General features: G+C 72.3%; 19 protein-coding genes. 14 read left to right on the top strand and 5 right to left on the bottom strand.

What is annotated here, in order from left to right:
• The first annotated feature begins 36 nt into the window (after positions 1 to 36).
• The 7 genes from ASF89_RS10010 to smc all read left to right on the top strand — a co-directional run bounded on the left by ASF89_RS10010 (position 37) and on the right by smc (position 9,797).
• The gene (locus tag ASF89_RS10010) at positions 37 to 1,260 is read left to right on the top strand and encodes a DUF58 domain-containing protein (RefSeq protein ID WP_156463367.1); all 1,224 of its coding nucleotides are present in this window, start codon (positions 37 to 39) and stop codon (positions 1,258 to 1,260) included.
• Positions 1,253 to 3,508 carry a transglutaminaseTgpA domain-containing protein gene (locus ASF89_RS10005; RefSeq protein ID WP_055814260.1) on the top strand — a complete coding sequence of 752 codons (2,256 nt, stop codon included), beginning with the start codon at positions 1,253 to 1,255 and terminating at the stop codon, positions 3,506 to 3,508. The genes ASF89_RS10010 and ASF89_RS10005 overlap by 8 nt, the downstream gene beginning before the upstream one ends.
• Before the next feature lie 11 nt (positions 3,509 to 3,519).
• Positions 3,520 to 4,080, top strand: coding sequence for a DUF177 domain-containing protein (locus ASF89_RS10000; RefSeq protein WP_235484069.1), 561 nt, complete (start codon positions 3,520 to 3,522; stop codon positions 4,078 to 4,080).
• Positions 4,081 to 4,179: 99 nt separating this feature from the next.
• Positions 4,180 to 4,383 (top strand): 50S ribosomal protein L32, encoded by a 204-nt coding sequence (gene rpmF / locus ASF89_RS09995; protein WP_055798295.1) that lies wholly within the window; start codon positions 4,180 to 4,182, stop codon positions 4,381 to 4,383.
• A 40-nt stretch (positions 4,384 to 4,423) separates the two neighbouring features.
• Entirely contained in the window at positions 4,424 to 5,152 is a 729-nt protein-coding gene (rnc, locus tag ASF89_RS09990) for a ribonuclease III (RefSeq protein WP_055814257.1), read from the top strand.
• Between the two features lie 3 nt (positions 5,153 to 5,155).
• Entirely contained in the window at positions 5,156 to 6,241 is a 1,086-nt protein-coding gene (locus ASF89_RS09985) for an Fpg/Nei family DNA glycosylase (RefSeq protein WP_055814253.1), read from the top strand.
• 49 nt (positions 6,242 to 6,290) lie between these two features.
• Positions 6,291 to 9,797 (top strand): chromosome segregation protein SMC, encoded by a 3,507-nt coding sequence (gene smc / locus ASF89_RS09980; protein ID WP_055814250.1) that lies wholly within the window; start codon positions 6,291 to 6,293, stop codon positions 9,795 to 9,797.
• A gap of 66 nt (positions 9,798 to 9,863) precedes the next feature.
• Here the strand turns inward: smc and ASF89_RS09975 are convergent, their stop codons facing one another.
• The gene (locus ASF89_RS09975; RefSeq protein WP_055814248.1) at positions 9,864 to 11,114 is read right to left on the bottom strand and encodes an acyl-CoA dehydrogenase family protein; all 1,251 of its coding nucleotides are present in this window, start codon (positions 11,112 to 11,114) and stop codon (positions 9,864 to 9,866) included.
• Complete coding sequence (locus tag ASF89_RS09970; RefSeq protein WP_082489917.1) at positions 11,111 to 12,379, bottom strand: acyl-CoA dehydrogenase family protein; 1,269 nt, start codon at positions 12,377 to 12,379, stop codon at positions 11,111 to 11,113. Before ASF89_RS09970 ends, ASF89_RS09975 begins: the two co-directional genes overlap by 4 nt.
• 206 nt (positions 12,380 to 12,585) lie before the next feature.
• Between ASF89_RS09970 and ASF89_RS09965 the strand changes: the two genes are divergently transcribed.
• From ASF89_RS09965 to ASF89_RS09950, 4 genes are read left to right on the top strand one after another with little or no spacing between them, the layout of a single operon-like run.
• Complete coding sequence (locus tag ASF89_RS09965; RefSeq protein WP_055796377.1) at positions 12,586 to 13,623, top strand: sugar ABC transporter substrate-binding protein; 1,038 nt, start codon at positions 12,586 to 12,588, stop codon at positions 13,621 to 13,623.
• The gene (locus tag ASF89_RS09960; protein WP_055814246.1) at positions 13,620 to 15,206 is read left to right on the top strand and encodes a sugar ABC transporter ATP-binding protein; all 1,587 of its coding nucleotides are present in this window, start codon (positions 13,620 to 13,622) and stop codon (positions 15,204 to 15,206) included. The genes ASF89_RS09965 and ASF89_RS09960 overlap by 4 nt, the downstream gene beginning before the upstream one ends.
• On the top strand, positions 15,203 to 16,264 hold the full coding sequence (locus tag ASF89_RS09955) for an ABC transporter permease (RefSeq protein WP_055814242.1): 1,062 nt from the start codon (positions 15,203 to 15,205) through the stop codon (positions 16,262 to 16,264). The genes ASF89_RS09960 and ASF89_RS09955 overlap by 4 nt, the downstream gene beginning before the upstream one ends.
• Complete coding sequence (locus ASF89_RS09950) at positions 16,261 to 17,358, top strand: ABC transporter permease (protein ID WP_055814239.1); 1,098 nt, start codon at positions 16,261 to 16,263, stop codon at positions 17,356 to 17,358. Before ASF89_RS09955 ends, ASF89_RS09950 begins: the two co-directional genes overlap by 4 nt.
• A gap of 83 nt (positions 17,359 to 17,441) precedes the next feature.
• Here ASF89_RS09950 and ASF89_RS09945 read toward each other — a convergent pair whose 3' ends face one another.
• Both ASF89_RS09945 and ASF89_RS09940 read right to left on the bottom strand, forming a co-directional pair.
• Entirely contained in the window at positions 17,442 to 18,023 is a 582-nt protein-coding gene (locus tag ASF89_RS09945) for a histidine phosphatase family protein (protein ID WP_055814236.1), read from the bottom strand.
• A gap of 63 nt (positions 18,024 to 18,086) precedes the next feature.
• The gene (locus ASF89_RS09940; RefSeq protein WP_055814231.1) at positions 18,087 to 19,112 is read right to left on the bottom strand and encodes a TerC family protein; all 1,026 of its coding nucleotides are present in this window, start codon (positions 19,110 to 19,112) and stop codon (positions 18,087 to 18,089) included.
• Between the two features lie 208 nt (positions 19,113 to 19,320).
• Between ASF89_RS09940 and ftsY the strand changes: the two genes are divergently transcribed.
• Both ftsY and ffh read left to right on the top strand, forming a co-directional pair.
• Positions 19,321 to 20,190: a signal recognition particle-docking protein FtsY gene (ftsY, locus tag ASF89_RS09935; protein ID WP_055796393.1), complete on the top strand. Its 870-nt coding sequence runs from the start codon at positions 19,321 to 19,323 to the stop codon at positions 20,188 to 20,190.
• 44 nt (positions 20,191 to 20,234) lie between these two features.
• On the top strand, positions 20,235 to 21,797 hold the full coding sequence (gene ffh / locus ASF89_RS09930; protein WP_055796397.1) for a signal recognition particle protein: 1,563 nt from the start codon (positions 20,235 to 20,237) through the stop codon (positions 21,795 to 21,797).
• 81 nt (positions 21,798 to 21,878) lie between these two features.
• On the opposite strand, the gene ASF89_RS09925 is transcribed toward ffh, so the two are convergent.
• Positions 21,879 to 23,024, bottom strand: coding sequence for a glutamate--cysteine ligase (locus tag ASF89_RS09925; protein ID WP_055814229.1), 1,146 nt, complete (start codon positions 23,022 to 23,024; stop codon positions 21,879 to 21,881).
• Between the two features lie 301 nt (positions 23,025 to 23,325).
• On the opposite strand from ASF89_RS09925, the gene rpsP reads away from it, so the two are divergent.
• The gene (gene rpsP, locus ASF89_RS09920; RefSeq protein WP_055796404.1) at positions 23,326 to 23,742 is read left to right on the top strand and encodes a 30S ribosomal protein S16; all 417 of its coding nucleotides are present in this window, start codon (positions 23,326 to 23,328) and stop codon (positions 23,740 to 23,742) included.
• The last annotated feature ends 1 nt before the right edge of the window (position 23,743 follow it).

Raw genomic sequence — 23,743 nt, 5'->3', positions numbered from 1 at the left:
CTGCGCGGGGGAGCGGTCGTCGGGGCCGGTCTCGCCTTGATCGTCCTGGGGACGATCCTGCCGGCACCGGCGCTGGTCTTCGCCGGCACCACGCTGGTCGTCCTCGTCGTGGCGGTGCTCGTCTCGCTCCTCCTCCGCCGGCCCCGGCTCGTCGTGACCCGCCGCTTCTCGCCCGACCGCGGCGTGGCGGGCTGGTCGGTCGACGAGACCGTCACCCTGACGGCCACGGGCGGCGCCGCCGGGACGATGGGGATCCGCGACGACGTCGGCTGGCGCCGGACCCGGCCCTCCGAGGCCGTGGGCATCGCGCTCGTGCCGGGCCGCGCCTCCTCGGCGGTGTTCCGTCACGACGGTCTGCCGCGCGGTCGGCACCGGGTGGGCCCGCTGCACGTCGACCTCATCGAGTCGTTCGGGGTGGCCCGCCGCCGGGTCGTGGCACCGGGCGTGGCCGAGCTGATCGTCGTCCCCGAGGTCCACGAGCTCGGGGGAGGCGCCGAGTCGCGCGCCCTCGGCGACGGTGCGCGGCGGCAGCGCGAGCAGAGCCTCGCCGGCGGGGACGACGACCCCGTGACCCGGCAGTACCGACGAGGCGACCCCATGCGACGGGTGCACTGGAAGGCCTCGGCCCGGCACGACGAGCTCATGGTCCGGCAGGAGGAGCAGCACGGTCTACCGAGCGCGCGGCTCGTCCTGGCCGTCGCGGCCGACGGCTGGTCCGACTCGCACCCGGGGCCCGACGGACGGAGCGCCAGCGAGGCCTTCGAGTGGGCGGTCTCGGTCGTCGCGAGTCTCGGCGTCGAATCCGGTCGGAGCGGTTCGGTGACGCAGGTGACGACCCCCGCCGGCGACCTGCTGGCCCGGCACGACCCCGACTCCCCGTCCGCCTACCTCGAGGCGCTCGCCGACCTCGCGCTGGACGATCTCCGGCGGATCGACCTCCGGGCCGGGGGAGCCGGCGTCGTCGCGGCGCCTCCCGCGCCCCGCGAACCCGTCGTGGCCGTCGTCTCGGGCCTCCGCGCCGCCGAGATCGAGGCGCTCGGCCGCTCGCGGGCCGTCGGCTCGTCGGCCGTCGCCCTCGTCGTGTCGCCGCCGCTCGGGTTCCGAGAGACGTCGCCCGTCGGCGGGGAGCGCGCGGACGACGATCTGGGTCCCGACGACGTCGCCGACGCGCTCCGCGAGGCGGGCTGGCGGGTCGTGACCGCGACGTCGGGCGATCCCGTGTCCGACGTCGTCGTCGGGGCGGGGCTGCTCCATGACTGACGCGTCGCCGCGGCGCCCGGTCGTGAGGGTCCCCGCCGGGACGTGGCAGCCGACCCTCGTCGCCTGGCTCGTCTTCGTCGCGGCCCTCGCCAGCCTCCAGCCTCTCTTCGTCGGCGCCGGGTGGTGGCTCGCCGCGACGTCGGTGTCCGCCGCCGTCCTGGGGGTCTCCCTCGCGGCGCGTCGTCTCCGGGCGCCCTCGTGGGTCGCCTGGATCGTCGGCGCGGTGGCCGGGTCCGCGCTGACCTGCGCATTCATGTCGGGCGGCACGGCCGTGCTCGGGGTGATCCCCACCTCGGCCACGCTGCAGCGCGTGCGCGACCTCGCCGATCAGGCCGAGGCGGCGATCGTGGCCGAATCGGCGCCGCTCGACGTCTCCGACGGCGTCCTCGCGACCGTCCTGGTGTCGGTGCTGGCCGCCTCCATCATCATCGACCTCGTGTCGTCCGTCGGTCAGCTGCCGGCGTTCTCGGGGATCGTCGCCGTCGTGGTGCTCGCCGTCCCCGCCTTCGTGCCCGGCGTCACCACGAGCTGGCCCGCCGTCGCCGTGACCGTCCTGCTCTTCCTCGTGCTGCTGGCTCTGGCGACCGGGCGTCGTCCGACCGTCGGCGGTCTCGTCGGCGGCGTCGCGGCCGTGGCGGTGGCCGGTGTGCTGACTGCGACCGTGCCTCTCGGCGGGGTGGCCCCGCTCAGCGGCTCGGGAGGGTCCGGTCTCGGGCTGGCGACGGGCGTCAACCCGATCGTCGACCTCGGCGACGACCTGCGCCGAGGCGCCCCCGTCACGGTGCTGACCTACCGGTCGTCGGACGCCGACGGGGACTACCTCAAACTCGTCGACCTGGTCGACTTCTCCGGTCGGTCGTGGAGCCCCGCCGAGGGCGACCCCGATCCCGAGGCGAGTCTCGACAGTCTCCCCGCCGCGCCCGGCATCGCCGACGGCACCGACCGGCGCGAGGTGACCACCGAGATCGATGTGGGTTCGCTGCGCAGCCCGTACCTGCCCCTGCCCGTGCCGGCGACGAGCGTCGAGGGCGTCGACGACGAGTGGGGGGTCGTCGTCGAGTCCGGCGTGACGGTCCGCAGCACCTCGACCGGGACCCAGGGCCTCGAGTACACCGTCGAGAGCTCGCCCGTCGATCCGAGTCGCGAGCAGGTCGTCGCGTCGCTCGCCGACGAGGGCGCCGCGATGGCCGAGTACCTGTCGACCGACGGGGTCCCGCAGAGCGTCGTCGACCTCGCGGCCGAGGTCACCGCCGACACGCCCAACGCGTTCGATGCGGCCGTGGCGCTGCAGAGCTTCTTCCGCGACGGCGACTTCGTCTACTCCGAGGACACCCCCGTCGACGAGGGCTACGACGGCAGCGGGCTCGACGCCGTGCAGACGTTCCTCCAGGTGCGCAGCGGCTACTGCGTGCACTTCGCGTCGTCGATGGCGGTCATGGCCCGCACGATCGGCATCCCGTCGCGCGTCGCCGTGGGGTTCCTGCCCGGCGAGTCGACCGGCTTCGGCGCCGACGCCGAGCGCCGGGTCAGCAGCGACGATCTGCACACCTGGCCCGAGCTGTACTTCGAGGGCCTCGGCTGGGTCCCGTTCGAACCGACCGTCGGGCTCGGCAGGCCGCAGTCCTACCTCCAGCCGACGGGGGTCGAGCCCACCGCGGCGCCCTCGGCGGACGACGCCGCGACCCCGACGCCGTCCGCCGACGACGCGCCCGCCGAGTCCGCGACGCCCACTCCGACGACCGATGCGACCGATCCGACGGCATCCGGGTCCGCCTCCGGCCAGGCGGGTCGCGGGCTCGAGGCGACGGGTCTGATCGTGGTCGCCCTCCTCGCGCTCGTCCTCGTCGTCCCCTCGGGGCTCCGGGCCGGGCGCCGTCGTCGCCGTCGGTCCGTCGCGCCGCCCGACGTCGGTCTGGCCGCCTGGCGCGAGGTCGTCGACACCGGAGCCGATCTCGGCGTCGCACCGCCTCACGGGGCCACGCCGACGGCGACGGCCCGTGCCCTCGCCGAGCGGCTCGCCCGAGGGCAGGGGGCCGAGGAGGCGCGGCTCGCCCTCGACCGGCTCGTCTCCGCCCTGCAGACCGAGCGCTTCGGCGGGGTGGCCGCGGGGGAGTCCGCGTGGTCAGACGCCGCGCTCGTCGTCGCGGGTCTCCGATCGTCGTCGACGTCGCGCGAGCGCCTCGTGGCCCGGCTGGCGCCGAGGTCGCTGATCGCGCCTTCCCCAGCGGGAAACGGCCTGACGGCGTAAACTCGTCTCTCGTGCCTCATTTCATCCAGACCCCCTACACGCTCCCGGTGTACGACCTCATGCATCGTCCGGGGGAGATGCGCGAGCGGAACCTCGACGTCGTCGTCCCGGAGCGACTCGGCGAGGGCCAGATCGCCGTCGCCGCGGGTGACACGCTGCGTCTCGACGTGCGGCTCGAGGGTCTGCACGACGGCATCCTCGTGTCGACGCACGTGTCCGGTACCGCCACGGGCGAGTGCAGTCGGTGCCTGAAACCCCTCTCCGAGCCTGTCGAAGTCGATTTCGCCGAGCTTTTCGCGTACGCTGTCGACGAAGCTTTTGACTATCAGGTTCACGACGACCACGTGGATCTTGAACCTGTGGTCAGAGACGCAGTGGTTCTGTCACTGCCCTTCCAGCCGGTGTGTCGGCCGGATTGTCCTGGACTCGACCCGGTGACGGGTGAACGGATCGAGGACATCGACGACTACCAGCCTCGCGAGAGCATCGACCCCCGTTGGTCCGCTCTCACGGGGTTCCAGGCTGAATCGGCACCTGCCGAGGGCTCGCCCGACTCCGACTCACGTCGGTAGGGGTGGCCGGCGGCCCGACCGGGTCGCACCACACCACCGCGTCACCCACCAGTCAGACCAGGCCCCCTGCGGGGGAGCCGCAAGAGAGAAGAGATGCTCATGGCCGTTCCCAAGAGGAAGCAGTCACGCTCGAACACGCACGCCCGCCGCTCGCAGTGGAAGGCCGCGCCCGTTCAGCTCGTCAAGACCATCGAGAACGGCAAGGTCACCTACAGCCTCCCGCACCGTGCGAAGGTCGTCGAGGACAGCGCCGGCACCGCCCTGTACATGGAGTACAAGGGCCGCAAGGTCGCCGACGTCTGAGCACTCCCCTCGTGATCACGTCCTCCTCGGCGGTGTCGAGATGACGACCACTCCCGATCAGCCCGTGTCGAGCCTCCGTGCCGACCGGGCTGATCTGCTGTCGCGCCTCGACATCGACATCCGCCCCGAGCTGCTCGACCTCGCGCTGACGCACCGTTCGTTCGCGTACGAGCACGGCGGCATCGCGAACAACGAGCGTCTCGAGTTCCTGGGCGACTCCATCCTCGGGCAGGCCGTGACGGTCATGCTGTTCACCGCGAACCCCGATCTCGACGAGGGCGACCTCGCGAAGCGACGCGCCAGTCTCGTCAGCACGGTGGCACTCGCCGAGGCGGCCCGAGCGATCGGTCTCGGCGCCCACCTCCGGCTCGGCCGGGGCGAGGAGCTCACGGGCGGTCGCGACAAGCCGTCGATCCTCGCCGACACCGTCGAGGCGATCATCGGCGCCACGTACCTCGACGCCGGCGGCGACACGGCGACGGCCCTCGTCCTCAGGCTGATCGCGCCCCTCCTCGACGATCCGGACCGCTTCGGTGCGGCGATGGATCCGAAGACCAGCCTGCAAGAGCTGGCGGCGGCCCTCGGCCGGGGGATGCCGAGCTATCACGTCACCGACAGCGGCCCCGACCACGACAAGCGCTTCCATGCCACGGTCCGCCTCGGCGGAGACGACGTGGCGACCGGCGTCGGCAGCAGCAAGAAGCAGGCCGAGATGGCCGCAGCGCTCGAGTCGTGGACTCTGCTGAGCAGCCACTCCGACGGTCTCTGACCGGTGCCCGAGCTCCCCGAGGTCGAGGTCGTCCGCGCCGGACTGCAGCCCGTGGTCGCGGGCGCGGTGATCACCGGCGTCGACGTCCTCGACCACCGGTCGCTGAAGCGGCATCACGGCCCGTCCGACGACTTCGTCGACCGGCTCGTCGGGGGCACGATCGACGCGGCCGTCCGTCGAGGCAAGTTCCTCTGGTTCCCCTTCGAGCCGGCGGCTCCGCACGAGCATCCGCTGGCCCTGGTCGCGCATCTCGGCATGAGCGGTCAGGTGCTCCTCCGCAGCCGCGACGCGGAGCCCGACCGCCTCATGCGCATCCGCCTCGACGTCGACAGCCCGGCGCTCGGTCCCGTCCGTCTCGCATTCGTCGATCAGCGCATCTTCGGCTCGATGGCGCTCGACGAGACGGTGCCCACCCTCGACGGGCGAGCTGCGGGCTTCTCGGCGCCGCGCCTCCTCGGCTCGCCCTCGTCGGAGGCAGCCGCCGCCGCGCAGCAGACCGCCGTGCAGCAGGCCGCCGTGCAGCAGGCCGCCGCGCAGCCGCACGCCGCCGCGCAGCACGCCGCCGCGCAGCACGCCGCCGCCGGCGGGCAGACGGACGCCCCCGCCTGGGCGATCCGGGTGCCGCGGCAGGTCTCGCACATCGCCCGCGATCCGCTCGACCCGGCCTTCGACGAGGCCCGGGTGATCACCCGTCTGCTCGCCCGGAGGACCGGGGTCAAGCGCGCCCTCCTCGATCAGGGTCTGCTGAGCGGGGTCGGCAACATCTACGCCGACGAGAGCCTCTGGGCAGCGCGCGTGCACCCCGAGCAGCCGACGGCGTCGTTCTCGAGGGCCCGGGCGCGGGTGCTGCTCGCCGAGGTGCGTGCGGTGCTGCTCAGGGCGCTCGGCGAGGGCGGCACGAGCTTCGACGCGCAGTACGTCAACGTCAACGGCCAGTCCGGCTACTTCGCGCACAGTCTCGCGGCGTACGGGCAGCAGGGGCGCCCCTGCCCCCGCTGCGGCACCGCCATCGTGCGCGAGGCGTTCATGAACAGATCGAGCCACCTCTGCCCCCGCTGCCAACGCGTGCACGGCTCTCCCCGCACCTAGTCTTGAGCGCAGGTCACCCCCGCAGACAGGACCCGAGGAGGCGCGGCGCATGCACCTGAAGAGCCTCACGCTCAAGGGCTTCAAGTCGTTCGCGTCGCCGACGACGTTCGCGTTCGAGCCCGGCGTCACGTGCGTGGTGGGGCCGAACGGCTCGGGCAAGAGCAACGTCGTCGACGCCCTCGCGTGGGTGATGGGCGAGCAGGGGGTCAAGAACCTCCGCGGCGGCAAGATGGAGGACGTCATCTTCGCCGGCACGTCCACCCGCGGCCCGCTGGGGCGCGCGCAGGTCGTGCTGACGATCGACAACGCCGACGGGGCCCTGCCGATCGACTACACCGAGGTGACGATCAGCCGCACGCTGTTCCGCAACGGCGGCAGCGAGTACGCGATCAACGGCGAGGGCTGCCGCCTGCTCGACGTGCAGGAGCTCCTGAGCGACGCGGGTCTCGGCCGCGAGATGCACGTGATCGTGGGGCAGGGGCAGCTCGACGCGGTGCTGCGGGCGACCCCGGAGGAGCGGCGGGGCTTCATCGAGGAGGCCGCGGGGATCCTCAAGCACCGCCGGCGCAAGGAGAAGACCCTCCGCAAGCTCGATGCGATGCAGGCCAACCTGACCCGGCTGAGCGATCTCGCCGGCGAGATCCGTCGGCAGCTGAAGCCCCTGGGCCGGCAGGCCGAGATCGCCCGCGAGGCGCAGACCATCGCGGCTGTCGTCCGAGACGCCCGCGCGCGCCTGCTCGCCGACGAGGTCGTCGCGCTGACCCGCGTGCTGTCGGCGCGGTCGAGCACCGAGGCCGAGCACCGGGCCGAGCGCGGGACGCTGACCGCGAGGCTCGACGAGCTCGGTGCGGCCGAGCAGCGTCTGGAGGAGGCCATGGTCGGCGACGACGTCGATCGGGCGCGGCGGGTCGCGTTCGAGCTGGAGTCCGTGCACGAGCGGCTGCGCAGTCTCGCGAGTCTCGCCCGGCAGCGCCTGCAGCTTCTCGCCCAGCAGGCCGAGCAGCCGGCCGCCGTCACGACCGTCTCGGAGAGCATGGTCGCCGACGCGCGCGACGAGGCGGAGCGTCTGCAGGGCGACGTCGCCGCCGCCACCGCCGCGGTCGAGCGGGCCCGGGCCGGGCTCGCGACGGCGCGCCGCGCCCTCGATGCGCTCGACGACGAGATCTCGGCTCAGAGCGCGCTCGTCTCGAAGCACGATCTCGAGGCCGGTCGGCTGCGATCGGCTCTCGACCTCGCGCGGTCCGAGCTCGCGGCGGTCCGCGGCGAGCGTCTGCGTCACGAGGCCGCTCTCGCGGCCGCCGAGACCCGGCGCGACACCGCACGGTCCGAGCTCGACTCCCTCGACGACGAGGCGCCGGAGGGCGATGGCGTCGACCACCGCGCGGTGCAGGCCGAGGCCGAGCGCGAGGCCGCCGACCTGACCCTCCGCGTCGACGGGCTGCGCGACCGTCTGCACGTCGCCGAACGGGAGCGCGACGCGCTCGCGGCACGGCGCGCGGCTCTCGCGATGGCGCTCGACGGCGACGACGGCGGGGCGGCTCTGCTGCAGGCCGATCGGGACGGCGTGCGGGGTCGCTTCGCCGATCACGTCCAGGTGCGCCCCGGGTTCGAGGCGGCGGTCGCCGCAGCGCTCGGCACCCTGGTCGACTCCGTGCTCGTCGACGACTCCACCGCCGCGTTCGACGCCCTGGCCCACGCGACCGCAGCCGAGCTGGGTCGGATCGAGGTCGTGGTGGCCGAGCCCGAGAGACGCGTCGTCGCTCTCGACGCGGTGCTCCCGACCGGGGTCGTGACGGCGATGTCGGTCGTCACCGCGCCTCCCGGCGTCCTCGGTCTGCTCGCGGGCACCGTCATCGCCGACGACCTGGTCGTCGCGCGAGCCGCTCGGGCGACGCTGGTGGATCACCCGGCGCCCGTCACGGTCATCACGCGGTCGGGCGAGGTCCTCACCGACTACGTGCTGCGCGGCGGTTCCGGCGCCGAGCGCTCGCGACTCGAGCTGGCGGCCGAGCGCGACGCCGCGGCCGAGGGCCTGGCCGCGGTCGAGGCGTCGCTCGCGGAGCTCGTCCCCGAACACGACGAGGCTCGGCGTCGGCTCGCCGAGGTGCGCGCCGCCGCCGCCGAGGCCGGACGTCGAGCGACCACCGAGGAGGCGCGGGTCGTCGACCACGAGCAGCGTCTCGGTCGTCTGCGCGCCCGGTCCGACGCCGCCGAGGCCGAGGTCGAGCGCCTGCGGGGAGCGCTGAGCGTGGCGACCCGGTCGGCCGACGAGGCCTCGGTCGTCGTCGAGGCGGCCGTGGCCGCGCACGAGACCCATGCCGCGCGCCCGCGCCCGCTGCTCGACGTGTCGGCGCGGCAGGGCCTGCTCGACGAGGTCGAGGCCGCCCGGGCCGACGAGGTCGAGCGGCGGGTCGTGCTCGAGACGGTCCGGGAGCGCGTGCGCGCCGAGACGGCGCGGGCCGGGACCCTGCAGCGGCAGCTCGACGAGCAGCGCCTCGAGGCCGAGCGGACGGCCCGACGAGCCGTCGTCCGGCAGCGGCAGATGGCGTCCACGTCGGCGGTGCTGTCCGCGCTGCCCCCCACCGTCGACGCGGTCGCCCGGTCGCTCGACGAGGCGCGCCAGGGGCTCGCCGAGGCCGAGCGCGCCCGGGCCGGGCGGAACGACGAGCTCGCCGGTCTCCGCCGGGAGGCGCGGGTCGTCCGGGACCGCCTCGACACCGTCACCGAGAGCGTCCACGGTCTCGAGATGGAGCTCCACGAGAAGCGCCTGCATCTCACCGGTCTGCTCGAGCGGGCGGCGTCGGGTCTCGGTCTCGTCGAGGACGTCCTGGTCGCCGAGTACGGCCCCGACGTGCCCGTGCCCGGGCCGGACGGATCGTCGTCCGCGTTCGACCGGCCCGAGCAGGAGGTCCGACTCGCGGCCGCCGAGAGGAAGCTGGCCCGGCTGGGCCGGGTCAACCCGCTGGCCCTCGAGGAGTTCGCGGCGCTCGAGCAGCGTCACGCGTTCCTCAGCGATCAGCTGACCGATCTGACCCGCACGCGCGCCGATCTCCTGACGATCATCGACGAGATCGACCAGACGATGCAGACGATCTTCGGCAGCGCCTTCGACGACACGCAGGCGGCGTTCGACCGGGTGTTCCCGATCCTCTTCCCCGGCGGCAGCGGGTCGCTCCAGCTGACCGACCCCGACGACCTGCTGACCACCGGCATCGAGGTGACCGTGCGACCGGCGGGCAAGAAGATCGAGCGGCTGTCGCTGCTGTCGGGCGGCGAGCGGTCGCTGGCCGCCGTGGCACTGCTCATCGCCATCTTCAAGGCGAGACCGAGCCCGTTCTACATCATGGACGAGGTGGAGGCCGCGCTCGACGACGCCAACCTCGGGCGGCTCCTCGCCATCTTCGAGGACCTCCGCGAGTCGAGCCAGCTCATCGTCATCACGCACCAGAAGCGCACGATGGAGATCGCGGACGCCCTGTACGGCGTCTCGATGCGCCAGGACGGCGTCAGCGCCGTCGTCGGGCAGCGGGTCGTGACCGAGCGCTCGACCGGCTGACGCCCCCGGTCGACGACCCGCGCCTCCCGATCCGAGGAGGCGCGGGTCGAGTCGGTCGCCGCGCCGTCACGACGCGCGCGGCCCGCCTCCCGTGCCCGGCGCGACGCCGATGGCCCAGGCGGTCGGCGGGGGAGCGCCGTTCAGCACCCACTCGCCCACGATCCGCCGCTTGAAGACCTGCGGGTTGTGCGACGCGACCGTGCGCGCGTTCCGCCAGTGACGGTCGAGGGCGGCGTCGACCGAGACCCCCGAGGCGCCGAGGGCATCGAACAGATGCGATGCGGCCGCCGGAACGGCGTCGCTCAAGACGGTCTGGGCCCGGTAGACATCGGCGCCGGCCCGGGCGACGAGATCGTCGAGGCCGGCGGGGCGGGCGCCGTCGCGCGAGGCCACGGCGACGCGTTCGACCGCCTCGGCTCCGCGGCGGAGGAGCGCCTCGGCCGTGAACGCCGTCGCCGAGAGCTCGCCGACGACGGCCTGCAGCTGCGGGTCGTCGCGACCGCGGTCGGCGTTGCCGTGGCTGTACACCCGGCTGCGGCCCGTGACGTTCGCCACCGCGTCGCGCACGACGGCCCGCGCGATCCCGGTGAGGACGGCGTTCAGCACGAGCTGGAAGAACGGCGTCTGGTGCGGGGCGCGCTCGATGCCGTCGAAGACGTGCTCGGGTCGCACCACCGCCCCGTCGAAGACGACGGTGCCGGTGCCCGTGTGGCGTTGACCGAAGCCGTCCCAGTCGTCGAGCACGGTGACGCCGGGCTGGTCGACGCGGACGGCGACGGCCGTGTCGGGCAGGCCGTCGCGACCGACGGTGACGTCGGTCCAGTCGGCGTAGAGGGTGCCCGTCGTGTAGTACTTCGCGCCGTGCACGGTGAGCGTCCCGTCGGGCGCCTCGACGAGACGGGTCGCCGTCGTGCCGAGGGCCGCCGTGCCCCGCTCGCTCCAGGCGTTGCCGATCAGCTCGCCGTCGGCGATGCGTCGCAGCCAGTCGTCGCGGGCGGGGGACGGGGCGAACGAGCGCTGGTCCTCCACGAACTCGAGATGTCCGCGCAGGGCGTGCGCGACGTTCGAGTCGGCCTCGGCCAGCTCGCCGAGGAGGTCGATGGCGTCGGCGAGGCCGAGACCGAGACCGCCGTGCGACACGGGGACGGTGATCGCGCCGAACCGCGCCTCCTGCAGATCCCGGAGGGCCCGTCTCGGCAGCTCGCGCCGTCGCTCGCGGTCGGCGGCCCCGTCGGCGATGCGCGCGAACAGGTCGGCGAACCGCGCCCGGGCCGACTCGAGGTCGAGGGGCGCGCGGGCCACGTCGACGGCGCTCACGTGTAGAGGGACAGCGGCTGGAGGACCCCGGTCAGGAAGTGCGCGCCGACCTCGAGCCGCTTGTAGTCGACGGGGTCGTGAAGACTGTGCGTCCGCGCATTCCGCCAGTAGAGATCGAGACCCACCGAGCTGCGGGTCGAGCTCGACCCGGTCGCCTCGAAGACTCGCGACGTCGCGTCCGTCGCGAGATCGCTCGAGACCACCTTCACCTTGGCGATCTCGATGGCCAGCGCTCCGCGCGACTCGGCCGTGACGCCGTCGCCCTTCGCCGTCTCCGCGTCGAAGAGCACGCCGACCCGGTCGGCCAGGGCCTCGACCGCGGCCGCCTGCGCGACCAGCTCGCCGTAGAGGCGCCGCACGAACGGATCCTCGGCGTAGCGCTCGGCATCGCTGAGGAACCAGGCGTTCGGGCGGGCGATCGTGATGTCACGAGCGGCCGCCAGCGCCCCCTCGGCGAGACCGAGGTACAGGTTGCCGAATCCCAGCTGGATCGCGGCGGTGATGAGCGTCGAGAACGGCTCGCCGTCGAGGGCGCCCAGCACGTCGGAGGGCTCGACGCGCACGTCGGTGAAGCGCACGCTGCCGGAGGCGCTCTGCCGCTGGCCGAGGGCGTCCCAGTCGCCGAGGTGCTCCACCCCGTCGGCGTGCGAGTCGATGACGAAGGCGATCACGTCGCCCTCGCGCTCGCCGCCCGTGACCACGGCGTTGACGAGCGCCCGGTCGCCGGACGAGACGCCGGTCGAGAAGCGCTTGAGGCCGTCGAGGCGGTACCCGTCGCCGTCGGGTCGCAGGCGGAGGTCGGGATCGACGGGGTTCACCGAGTCGCCCCAGAGCCAGCGTCCCTCGATGGTCCGCCGGTAGAAGCGCTCCCGCTCGGCGGCGGGCGCGCTCGTGGCGATGTTCGCGACGTTGACGTAGTGGTAGAGCAGCAGCTGCGCCAACGAGCCGTCGGCCCGGGCCAGGATGCGCACCACTCGGAACGCGGTCTGCCAGTGCGCTCCGCCCCCGCCGAAGGCCGCCGGGTCGAGGAGGGTCACGAGACCGCTGGCCCGCAGGGGCTCGAGCTCGGTCGTGGGGTCGGCCCCGCGGCGGTCCCGCTCGAGCACGTCGCGGGCCAGGACGGCGGCGACGTCGAGGGCGACGGCCGTCCAGCGCGCGAGCTCGTCGGCGTCGGCGACGCCGGTCCAGTGGCTGCGCGGCGGGGTCGCGGCGTCGGGGGGAGCAGGTGCGGGGGACGGTGTCGGCGGGTTCAGCAGATCGGTCATCCGTGGCCTCCAGTCGTGGGTGTAGTCGGTCACGCTAGGGCCGCCCCCGATCGCGGCGGACGCCCGTTACGCCCCGTGACCCCCTGTGACCGTGCATGGCGCCGGGTCTTCCCGGCGCCCTCGCGCACCCTCCAGGATGTGGCCACCGCGGTGGACCGCCGCGTCGACATCCCTGGCCCGCCGGCCTCCCGCACCCCGAGGACATCATGACCGTGACCCGCCCCGCTCGACTCGCCCCCGTCGTCGCCGCCGCCCTCGGCGTCGTCCTCGTCCTCACCTCCTGCTCGCTGAAGACCTCGACGGCCGACGCCGACGACGCGCCGGCGCCCGCTGCCGCGACGGCGGGCACGGCCGACGTGCCGAGCCTCGAGGGCAAGACGGTCGGGGTCGCGGCCAAGGACGTCGTCCACGACTTCAGCCGCATCGTCTACGAGAACGTGCAGGACCGCGTCGAGGCGCTCGGCGGCACCGTCGTCGCCACGCAGGCCGAGGCGAAGGACGACAAGCACGTCAGCGACATCGACGCCCTCCTCTCGCGCGACGTCGACGCGATCGTGGTCATCCTCGGCGACGCCACCACGCTCGCCCCCGAGCTCGAGAAGGTCCACGAGGCGGGCATCCCCTTGTTCACCATCGACAACGTCAGCGAGTTCAGCGAGAACAACGTCACGAGCGACAACTGGCAGATCGGCTCCACCCTCGCGCGGACGATCGCGGAGGACATCGGGGGCGAGGGCAGGATCCTCGTCTTCAACGGGTTCCCGGGCGTCGCCCCCTGCCGCATCCGCTACGACGAGCTGTCGCTCGTGCTGAAGGACTACCCGGGCATCGAGCTGATCACCCCCGAGCTGCAGGACAAGTACGTCGGCACCATCGAGGACGCCAAGCAGCAGGTCACCGACGCGCTGCAGCGGTACCCGGAGGGGGAGATCCAGGCGATCTGGTCGTGCTGGGACACCCCTCAGATCGGGGCCGCGCAGGCCGTCGACGCGGCGGGCCGTGACGAGATCCGGATCTACGGGGTCGACGCCGACCAGGGCGCGCTCGATCTCATCGCCGACCCAGACTCGTCGTACACGGCGACGGTCGCCCAGCAGAACTCGGCCATCGGCACGACGTCGGTCGACAACGTCGCGCGGTTCCTCGGCGGCGACGAGGCAGACGTGCCGGTCACGAGCTACCTCCCGCCCGTCCTCATCACGAAGGAGAACATCGCCGAGAAGCGCGAGGAGCTGGGCCTGTGACGACACCCACACCCACACCCACGCCCACGCCCACGCCGGGCGCCGCGCTCGCGCTCCGCTCCATCGTCAAGTCGTTCGCCGGCGTCGAGGTGCTGCACGGCGTCGACCTCGACGTCGCACCCGGCGAGGTCGTCGCCCTGGTCGGCGAGAACGGGGCCGGCAAGTCGACGCTGATCAAGATCCTGACCGGGTTCCACCCCGCCGACTCGGGCACGATCTCGCTCGGCGGCGTGCCGGTGCGGATCGCGACGGCAGCCGACGCGGAGCGCCTGGGCATCCGCGTCGTCCACCAGGACCGCCATCAGGCCGGGCGGCTGACGGTCGCCGAGCAGCTCTACCTCGGACGCTCCGAGGGGCGTCGGGGCTGGGTCTCGCCCCGGGCCCTCCGCCGTCGAGCGGAGTCCGACCTCCGCGCCTCCGTGGGGCTCGAGATCAGCGCCGACCTGCTCGTGGACGACCTCACCGTCGCCGAGCGGCAGCTGCTGCAGATCGCCCGTGCCGTGCTGTCCGAGCCGCGGGTCCTCGTGCTCGACGAGCCCACGGCGCCGCTCGCCGCGCACGACGTCGCGCGGCTGGTCGAGACCGTCGCGCGCCTCCGGTCCCGTGGCGTCCCGATCGTGTACATCTCCCACTACCTGCAGGAGGTGGACGACATCGCCGACCGGGTGGTCGTCCTCCGCAACGGGTCGGTCGTCGGCGAGGTCGACCTCCGCGACGATGCGGACGAGGTCACGGCGACGAGCCGGGAGGCCTCCGAAGACCTCGCCCGCACGAGACTCGACCGCGTCGTCGAGCTCATGGTCGGCCGCCGCGTCGACGAGTACGGCGGTCGCCGTCGCGACGGCGCGGGCCTCGGCGCCGACCCGTCGCTGGTGATCGAGGGGCTGAGCGTCGCCGGGCACCTCGACGGCGTCGATCTCGCGGTGCGCCCCGGCGAGATCGTCGGGGTGACGGGTCTCGTCGGCTCCGGCGTCGAGGTGCTGGCGGAGGCCGTGACGGGCCTCCGGCGCCGAGGAGGCGCGGTGCGGGTGGGCACGCGCAGCATCCGGACCCCGGCGGCGTTCGTCCGCGCCGGGGGCGCCCACGTCCCGAGCGATCGTCGACGAGACGGCGTCGTGCTGCGGCACACGGTCCGCGAGAACATCGCGCTCGCGAGTCCGCGGGTCACCTCGCGCCTGGGCCTCTGGGTGGACCGCGGTCGCGAACGGGAGCTCGCCCGGCAGCAGGTCGCGCACGTCGACGTCCGACCGGCCGACCCCGAGTCCGTCGCGGGTCGTCTGTCGGGCGGCAATCAGCAGAAGGTCGTGCTCGGTCGCTGGCTGGCGGCCGGATCCCGTGTCTTCGTGCTCGACCAGCCCACGGCCGGCGTCGACGTCGGCAGCCGGCAGGCCGTCTACGACCGGGTCGAGGAGCAGCTCCGCGACGGCGCGGCCGTCCTGCTCGTCACGGTCGACCTCGACGAGCTCGTCGGCCTGGCCGATCACATCGTGGTGCTCTACCGCGGCCGCGTGCGCGCCGTCATCGAGCACGCCGACGCCACCGTCGACCGCGTGCTCGCCGTGGCGTCCGGGGCCGCCGCGTGAGCGCCGTGGGCACCCACGGGGTGGAGGCGGCGGGCCGACACCCGTCCGCCGCGCCGCCGCCGTCGTCGACGCCCGAGCGGCCCGAGCGGCCGCGGGCCCGTCGCCGTGGCGCGCCCCGCTGGGTCTCGCTGCTCGGCTGGGCCGTCGTGGTCGTCGAGTTCGGCGTCCTCGCCGCCGCCTCCTCGTCGTTCGCGACGCCGGGCAACGCGGCGTCGATCCTCTCGCAGGCCGCCGTGTACGCGATCGCCGGCTTCGGCCTCGCCATCGTCGTGATCACCGGCGGCGACGACGTCGTCCGAGGAGGGATCGATCTCTCGAGCGGCGCCGTCGTCGCCGTCTCGGGCGTCGTCGCGGCCCTCGTCGCGACCGCCGGAGGGGGAGCCCCGGCGGCGATCGCGGCGGCGCTGCTCGTCTCGGCGGGCTTCGGCGCCCTGAACGGCACGGTCGTCGTCCTCGGCGTCAGCCCCCTGCTCGTCACGCTCGCCACCGGCGGGATCGTCACCAGCGTCGTCTACCTGGCCACGGGCAACGTCAAGGTGCCGCTCGACGACGCCGTCTTCCGCTGGCTGCGGTCCGGCGATCTCGTCGGGGTCCCGGCTCCGATCGTCGTCCTCGCCGTCGTGGCCGTCGTGGTCGGTCTCGCCGTGGGGCGGACGACCTGGGGCGTCCGCAGCTACGCGGTGGGCGAGAACCCCACGGCGGCGTCCGTCACGGGGGTGGGGGTCTGGCGGTACGTCGCGGGCAGCTACGTCCTGTCGGCGCTGCTCGCCGGCGTCGCGGGCATCGTCCTCGCCTCGCGTCTGGCCGCCGCCGTCCCCGACGTCGGCGAGCAGATCCTCCTCGACATCGTGCTGACCGCCTACATGTCCATCGTGTTCTCCCGCCGACTCGTCGTCACCATCGGCGGAACCCTCGTCGCGGCGGTCTTCGTCGCGGCGCTCGTCAACGGCTTCACCCTGCTCGGCATCGGCAGCCAGTGGGTCGGCGTCGTCAAGGGCGTCCTCATCCTGGCCGTGCTCGCCCTGGCCGCCGTCCGAGAGAGAGGACTCGTGCGATGAGCACCGTCACCGACCGCCCGTCACCCGAGCAGCCGTCGAGCCCCGATCCCGCCGCGGGTCCGTCCCGCGGATCCGCTCCCGCGGTCGCTTCGCCGTCCGACCCCGATCGCCTCCGCCGTCTGGCGACGCGCCTCCTCGCACCCGGGGCGCTCGTCGTCATCGTCCTCGTCTTCGGGCTGCTCACCCCGACCTTCGCGACCGGCGGCAACCTCCGGTCGGTGCTGTCGGCGGCCGCGCTGGTCGCGATCGCGGCGTGCGCCATGACGGTCGTGGTCCGGAGCGGGGGCATCGATCTGTCCATCGGGGTCGCCGTCGACCTCGCCGCGCTGGGGGCCACGGCCCTCATCGCCGACGGCTACGTGACCTGGTTCGCCGTCGTCGCGGGTCTCGCCTTCGGCACGCTGGCCGGGGTCGTGAACGCCGTGCTGGTCACCGTTCTCCGCATCCGCGCATTCCTGGCGACCCTGAGCGTCTGGTTCGTCGGCACGAGCGTGCAGCAGCTGCTGACCGACGGCGGTGCGCCGATCTACCTGCGGCGACCGGCCACGCCGGAGTCGTTCGCGGCCCTGGGCGATGCGACCGTGGCAGGCGTCCCGTTCCCGGTCGCCGCCGCGGCGCTCCTGGCGATCGTCACCTGGCTGCTCCTCGATCGGACGCGGTGGGGCCGGGTCGTGACGGCGGCGGGGGAGCAGCGGACGGCGACGACCATCTCCGGTCGGGCCACGCGTCCCGCTCTCGGGGCCGCCTTCGTCGTGGCCGCAGCGATCGCGTCCGTGGCGGGCGTCCTCCTGGCCTCCCGCAGCTACGGCTTCGTGGCGGGCAGTGGCCAGGCCTACGTGCTCGACGCGATCGGGGCGGTGTTCATCGGGGCGACGCTCAGCCGCTACGGCAGGCCGAACGTCGTGGGGACGCTGATCGGCGTGCTGATCTTCACGATCCTCTCGAACGGGCTGGCGCTGCTCGGGGTCAGCTACTACTTCGATGGTCTCGTGCGCGGCGTGGTCCTGATCGTCCTGCTGGTGGCCGCGTCCGTCCTCGCCCGCGGGACCACGGGGCCGTCCCTCCGGACGCTGCTCGGCCGGGCGGCTCGCTGAGCCGCACCCGGATGCGACGGAGGCCGAGGAGGCGCGACCATCTCGTGCGCGCCTCCTCGGCCTCCGTCGTCGGACCGGCGTCCTCAGTCGATGTCGGTGTCGACCACGCCGCCGTTGATGCTCAGCACGTGCCAGGCCGCGCCGTCCCACTCGACGGTGTTCGCCGCGGCGTTCTCGATGTGCGGCACCTCGCGACCGAGGATCTCGGACAGGATGAACCGGATGATCGTGCCGTGGCAGACGACGACGATGTGCGCGTCGTCGCCGTCGAGGGGCAGCCGCGTGTCGCGGATCGTCTCGAGGGCGCCGATGCCGCGGCGGGACACCGACTCGCGGGGCTCGATGTCGGGGTAGTCGTCGTTGGGCTCGTCGGGGATCGGCGAGACCGGGCGGCGGCCCTCGTTCGACGCGTAGTCGCGCTCGATGAGCTCGTCGTACGCGTCACCGAGCTCGATGCCGAGCGTGTCGGCGATGATGCGTGCCGTCTCGCGGGCACGGCCGAGCGGCGACGAGACGATCGCGCTCCAGTCGGCGCCGGCGAGGAGGCCGGCGGCCTCGATCGCCTGGCCGCGCCCCGTCTCGTTGAGGGGGATGTCCGACGACCCCTGCAGCTTGTCGTTCAGGTTCCAGTCGGTCTGTCCGTGACGGATGAGTTCGAGGCGCATGGTGGTTCCGTTCGATGGATCTGCGGCGTGCGGTCGCGGACGGCGACCGCACGACGGGTCGGGCTAGTGGTCGTCGTCGGTCGTGCTCGTGACGCCGGCGCGGTCGCCGGCGGCGGCCGCCCGCGCGTCGCGTCGCGTCTTGGCGAGGCTGAGGACGGTCGCGACCGCGATCGTCAGCAGGATGAACCCCAGCGAGAACCAGATCGGGATCTCGGGGATCCACTCGATCGGCTCGCCGCCGTTGATGAAGGGCACCTCGTTGACGTGCAGGGCGTGGAAGAGCAGCTTCACGCCGATGAACGCCAGGATGACGGCGAGCCCCTGGGCGAGGTAGACGAGGCGCTCGAGCAGACCCGAGATCAGGAAGTACAGCTGACGCAGTCCCAGGAGCGAGAAGGCGTTGGCCGTGAAGACGATGTAGGCCTCCTGGGTCAGACCGAAGATCGCGGGGATCGAGTCGAGGGCGAAGAGCACGTCGGTCAGGCCGATGGCGACCATGACCAGGAACAGCGGGGTGAAGAGGCGCTTGCCGTCGACCTTGGTGGTGAGCTTCTGGCCGTCGTAGTCCTTCGACGTCGGGATGATGCGACGCAGGGTCCGGATGAGCTTGCTGTCGGCCTCGTCCTTGTCGTCGTGGCCGCCGCGCACCTGGCTGTAGGCGAGCCAGAAGAGCAGGATGCCGAAGAGGTAGAACACCCACGAGAAGTTCTCGATGATCACGACGCCGGCGGCGATGAAGAGACCGCGTGAGAGGAGGGCGATCGCGATGCCGACGAGCAGGACCTTCTGCTGGTAGATCCGCGGCACGGCGAAGCTCGTCATGATGATCAGGAAGACGAACAGGTTGTCGACCGAGAGGGCCTTCTCGGTGATCCAGCCCGCGAAGTACTCGCCGCCGTAGGTCCAGTTCGAGAACACGCCGACGCCGACGCCGAACAGGATCGCGATGCCGATGTAGACGCCCGACCAGATGGCGGACTCCTTGATCGTCGGCTCGTGCGGGGTGCGCACGTGACTGAAGAAGTCGAAGAACAGCAGGCCGATGATGCCGGCGATGGTGATCGCCCAGGTTATGAAGTGGACGTCCATGGTCGTACCTCCAGTACGCAGCGGGTACTGAAGGTCTCCTCCACTCGCGCGACGTTCTCGACGAACGCAGGCGAACCGGTGCACCGGGTCGAGATCGGTCTCTTCCGTATTGACGACGCCACCGCGCGGGAGTACTCCCCTTCAACTCGCCGATCTTACAGCCTCTGCACGGTCTGCATGTCCGCCGGGGGCCGAATATGCTGACGGCATGGCTTCCCCCTGGTCCCTCTCCGGTGCACTCCGTGGCATGTTCGCGAAGAAGACGATCGACGAGACGACCTGGGACGACCTCGAGGAGGCGCTGATCGGCGCCGACTTCGGCCCCGACGTCACCGAGCAGGTCGTCGACGACCTCCGCGCCAAGGTGCAGCGCTACAGCACGACCGACCCGGCCGATCTCAAGCGGATGCTGCGCGAGGTCCTCGAAGAGCGTCTCTCGAAGCTCGACTCGACCCTGAAGCTCAGCAACCGCCCGGCGGTCGTGCTGATGGTCGGCGTCAACGGGGTGGGCAAGACCACGACGATCGGCAAGTTCGCCAAGTTCCTCCGCAACTACGACCGCTCGGTCGTGGTCGGGGCCGCCGACACCTTCCGGGCGGCCGCCGTCGAGCAGGTCGCGACCTGGGCCGACCGGGCGGGGGCCCGCATCGTGCGTCCGCAGCAGCCGGGCCAGGACCCGGCCTCCGTCGCGTACCAGACCGTCGAGCTCGCGATGCGGGAGGGCATCGAGATCGTCCTCATCGACACGGCCGGCCGACTCCAGACCAAGTCGGGCCTGATGGACGAGCTCGGCAAGATCAAGCGGGTCGTCGAGAAGCAGACCGAGATCGCCGAGGTGCTGCTCGTCCTCGACGCGACCACGGGTCAGAACGGTCTCGCCCAGGCGCAGGCGTTCATCGAGCACGCGGGCGTCACCGGTCTCGTGCTCACCAAGCTCGACGGTTCGGCGCGCGGGGGCTTCGTGCTCGCCGTGCAGGAGCAGACCGGCATCCCCATCAAGCTCGTCGGACAGGGCGAGGGCATCGGCGACCTGACCGGCTTCACGCCGCACGTCTTCGTGCAGAACCTCATCGCCTAGTCACGACCACGCGGTCCGCCGACGTCGGTTAAGCTGTCGTCACCATGGCCACATTTGGAACGCTCTCCGACCGCCTCGCGGAAACCTTCAAGAACCTCCGCAACAAGGGCAAGCTCAGCCCCGCCGACGTCGACGGCACCGTGCGCGAGATCCGGCGGGCGCTGCTCGACGCCGACGTCGCCTTCGAGGTCGTCAAGGCGTTCACCACCACGGTGCGCGAGCGGGCTCTGGGCGACGAGGTCAGCAAGGCGCTGAACCCCGCCCAGCAGGTCGTGCAGATCGTCAACGAAGAGCTGGTCGAGATCCTCGGCGGTCAGCAGCGGCGGCTCGAGTTCTCGAAGAACCCGCCGACCGTCATCATGCTCGCCGGCCTCCAGGGCGCCGGCAAGACGACCCTGGCCGGCAAGCTCGCGAAGTGGCTGGCCAAAGACGGTCACACGCCGCTGCTCGTCGCGGCCGACCTGCAGCGCCCCAACGCCGTCCAGCAGCTCCAGGTGGTGGGCGAGCAGGCCGGTGCGGCCGTCTTCGCGCCCGAGCCCGGCAACGGCGTCGGCGACCCCGTCAAGGTGGCGAAGCAGGCCATCAAGTTCGCCCGCGACAAGGTCTACGACACGGTCATCGTCGACACGGCCGGTCGTCTCGGCGTCGACGCCGACCTCATGAAGCAGGCCTCGAACATCCGCAAGGCCGTCGACCCCGACGAGGTGCTCTTCGTCATCGACGCGATGATCGGTCAGGACGCCGTGGCCACGGCGAAGGCCTTCCAAGAGGGCGTCGACTTCACCGGCGTCGTGCTCTCGAAGCTCGACGGCGACGCCCGCGGTGGTGCGGCGCTCAGCGTGGCGTCGGTCACGGGTCGGCCCATCATGTTCGCGTCGACCGGTGAGGGCCTCGACGACTTCGAGCCGTTCCACCCCGACCGCATGGCCAGCCGCATCCTCGACCTGGGCGACATCCTCTCGCTCATCGAGCAGGCGCAGCAGGCGTTCGACGAAGAGGAGGCGATGGCGGTCGCGCAGAAGATCGCGACCGACTCGTTCACCCTCGACGACTTCCTCAAGCAGATGCAGCAGCTCCGGAAGATGGGCTCGATCAAGGGCATGCTCGGCATGCTGCCGGGCGCCAAGGGCATGCGCGAGCAGCTCGAGAACTTCGACGAGCGCGAGATCGTCCGCACCGAGGCGATCATCCAGTCGATGACCCCCCAGGAGCGCCAGCTGCCCAAGCTCCTGAACGGCTCGCGTCGTCTGCGCATCGCCAAGGGCTGCGGCATGACCGTGACCGACGTCAATCAGCTGGTGCAGCGCTTCGAGCAGGCCTCGAAGATGATGAAGACCGTGGCCAAGGGCGGTGTGCCCCAGATGCCGGGCATGGGTCCGATCCCCGGCGCCTCCTACGCCGGCAAGCGGCCCGCCGCAAAGAAGAAGGGCTCGAAGGCCGGCAACCCCGCCAAGCGCGCGGCCCAGAACGCCGCACTCGCGTCGGGCAAGCCCGCCGGGTCGCCGGGAGCCGCCGGTTCGGGCTTCGGCCTGGGTGGCGCGCAGGGTGACAAGGCGCCGACCCCCGACGAGCTGGCGTCGCTGCAGAAGATGCTCGGGCGCGGCTGATCGCACCCCTCGGCGGGCCTCGTCCGCCGATCGATCCGCAGGAGGCGCGGTGCCCGCGGCAGGGCACCGCGCCTCCTCGGGTCAGAGGGTCGTGTCGACGCCCTCTCGCAGCTCCCGGACCAGCGATGAGACCACCGGCCGCAGGTCGCCGCCATGGCGGGCCGACACGGAGAGCTGACGCTGGTAGCTCGCGCCGTGCTCGATGATCGAGTCGATCGAGCGCAGCTCGGCGAGGCATCCCAGACGCTCGGCGGTGGGCTCGAGGCGCGTCATCAGATCCCTGAGGTCGTCGGTCACGAGTCGCTCGTCTCCCGCCGAGTTCTGGATGACGATGGCGTCCATGCCGTACCGGGCCGCACGCCACTTGTTCTCGCGGACGAACCAGGGCTGCATCTGCGGCGGCTCCTGGCCGTCGTCGAGGGACTGCGACATGTCGTCGACGAGGCACTGGACGAGCGCTCCGACCGCCGCGACCTCGCCGAACGTCGAGATGCCGTCGAAGACGCGCGTCTCGAGGGTGCCCCATTTCGGTGACGGGCGGATGTCCCAGCGGAGCTCGCTGTGGTGGTCGATGACGCCCGTGTGCGTCATGTCCGCCACCATCTCCTCGTAGTTCGCCCAGGCGCCGAACTGCGGGGGGAGTCCGGCGGTCGGCAGCTGCTGGAACATGAGTGCGCGGTTCGAGGCGTAACCGGTCTCCTCGCCGACCCAGAACGGACTCGAGGCGGTGAGGGCCTGGAAGTGGGGGAGGTGGGTCAGCAGCCCGTTGAGGATGGGGAGGACCTTCTCGCGCGAATCGATGCCGACGTGCACGTGGACGCCCCAGATCATCATCTGCCGACCCCACCAGCGGGTGCGGTCGATGAGGGTCGCGTACCGCTCGCTGCCGGGCGTGACCTCCTGGTCGGAGTAGCGGCCGAAGGGATGGGTGCCCGCGCAGATCAGGTCGGCCCCCACGACGTCGGCCGACCGGTGCGCGGCGTCGATGACCGAGCGGAGGTCGTCCACGGCGTCGGCGACGCGGCGATGGACGCCGCTCACGACCTCGACGGTGTTGGTGAGCAGCTCGTGCGTCAGCCGCTCGGGGCCGTCGGCGTTCAGGTGCGCGAGATCGGCCAGGATGGCCGGAGCGTGGGGAGCCAGATCGCCGGTCTCGCGATCCACCAGTGCCAGCTCCCACTCGATGCCGAGGGTCGAGCGCTCGGAGCTCGTGAAGTCGATGCGCATGGTCGGGGCCCTCCGTCGGTCCGCCGCGAGCGTCGAGTGTCGCACGCGGCGTCCATCCTGCCAGTCGTGGTCGCGGCGAGACCGGCGGAGGGACAGGGGAGTCGCACGGCGACGCGCCGGGAAACCCGAGCGCCGGGGATTGGTGGAACCGGTCGTTCGTCTGCAACAATGGTGGGTCGAGTCTCCGTCCGCCCGACCCTCTAATCAGGCGGACGACCAGACCCCATCAGAGCTTTCGAGCCGAGTGTGCCCCCACGCTCACGGCTGGCAACTCGCCCACATCACATCACACAGGAGAATTGTGGCTGTCAAGATCCGTCTCAAGCGCATGGGCAAGATCCGCGCCCCCTACTACCGCATCGTCGTCGCCGACTCGCGCACCAAGCGCGATGGTCGTGTCATCGAGGAGATCGGCAAGTACCACCCCACCGAGGAGCCCTCGTTCATCGAGGTCGAGTCGGACCGCGCGCAGTACTGGCTCGGAGTCGGCGCGCAGCCGACCGAGCAGGTCGCGGCGCTCCTGAAGCTCACGGGCGACTGGGGCAAGTTCAAGGGCGACGCCGACGCCGTCAGCACCGTCAAGACCAAGGCCCCCAAGGAGGCCTTCGTCGCCGACGAGAAGAAGAAGCCGGTCCTCGTCCCCAAGTCGGAGAAGCCCGCCAAGGCCGAGGCTCCCGCCGAGGCCCCTGCCGACGACGCCGAGACCACCGAGGCGTAGT

This window comes from Frigoribacterium sp. Leaf172, from assembly GCF_001424285.1.
Lineage (GTDB): Bacteria > Actinomycetota > Actinomycetes > Actinomycetales > Microbacteriaceae > Frigoribacterium.
The sequence above is the reverse complement of the archived record's forward strand: the minus strand, read 5'-3'. Positions and strand labels throughout refer to the sequence as shown.

Coding starts and splice junctions, on each gene's coding strand:
- ASF89_RS10005 (WP_055814260.1), top strand. CDS start 1,253: ATGACTGACGCGTCGCCGCGGCGCCCGGTCGTGAGGGTCCCCGCCGGG.
- rpmF (WP_055798295.1), top strand. CDS start 4,180: ATGGCCGTTCCCAAGAGGAAGCAGTCACGCTCGAACACGCACGCCCGC.
- rnc (WP_055814257.1), top strand. CDS start 4,424: ATGACGACCACTCCCGATCAGCCCGTGTCGAGCCTCCGTGCCGACCGG.
- smc (WP_055814250.1), top strand. CDS start 6,291: ATGCACCTGAAGAGCCTCACGCTCAAGGGCTTCAAGTCGTTCGCGTCG.
- ASF89_RS09970 (WP_082489917.1), bottom strand. CDS start 12,379: ATGACCGATCTGCTGAACCCGCCGACACCGTCCCCCGCACCTGCTCCC.
- ASF89_RS09965 (WP_055796377.1), top strand. CDS start 12,586: ATGACCGTGACCCGCCCCGCTCGACTCGCCCCCGTCGTCGCCGCCGCC.
- ASF89_RS09950 (WP_055814239.1), top strand. CDS start 16,261: ATGAGCACCGTCACCGACCGCCCGTCACCCGAGCAGCCGTCGAGCCCC.
- ASF89_RS09945 (WP_055814236.1), bottom strand. CDS start 18,023: ATGCGCCTCGAACTCATCCGTCACGGACAGACCGACTGGAACCTGAAC.
- ASF89_RS09940 (WP_055814231.1), bottom strand. CDS start 19,112: ATGGACGTCCACTTCATAACCTGGGCGATCACCATCGCCGGCATCATC.
- ftsY (WP_055796393.1), top strand. CDS start 19,321: ATGGCTTCCCCCTGGTCCCTCTCCGGTGCACTCCGTGGCATGTTCGCG.
- ffh (WP_055796397.1), top strand. CDS start 20,235: ATGGCCACATTTGGAACGCTCTCCGACCGCCTCGCGGAAACCTTCAAG.
- ASF89_RS09925 (WP_055814229.1), bottom strand. CDS start 23,024: ATGCGCATCGACTTCACGAGCTCCGAGCGCTCGACCCTCGGCATCGAG.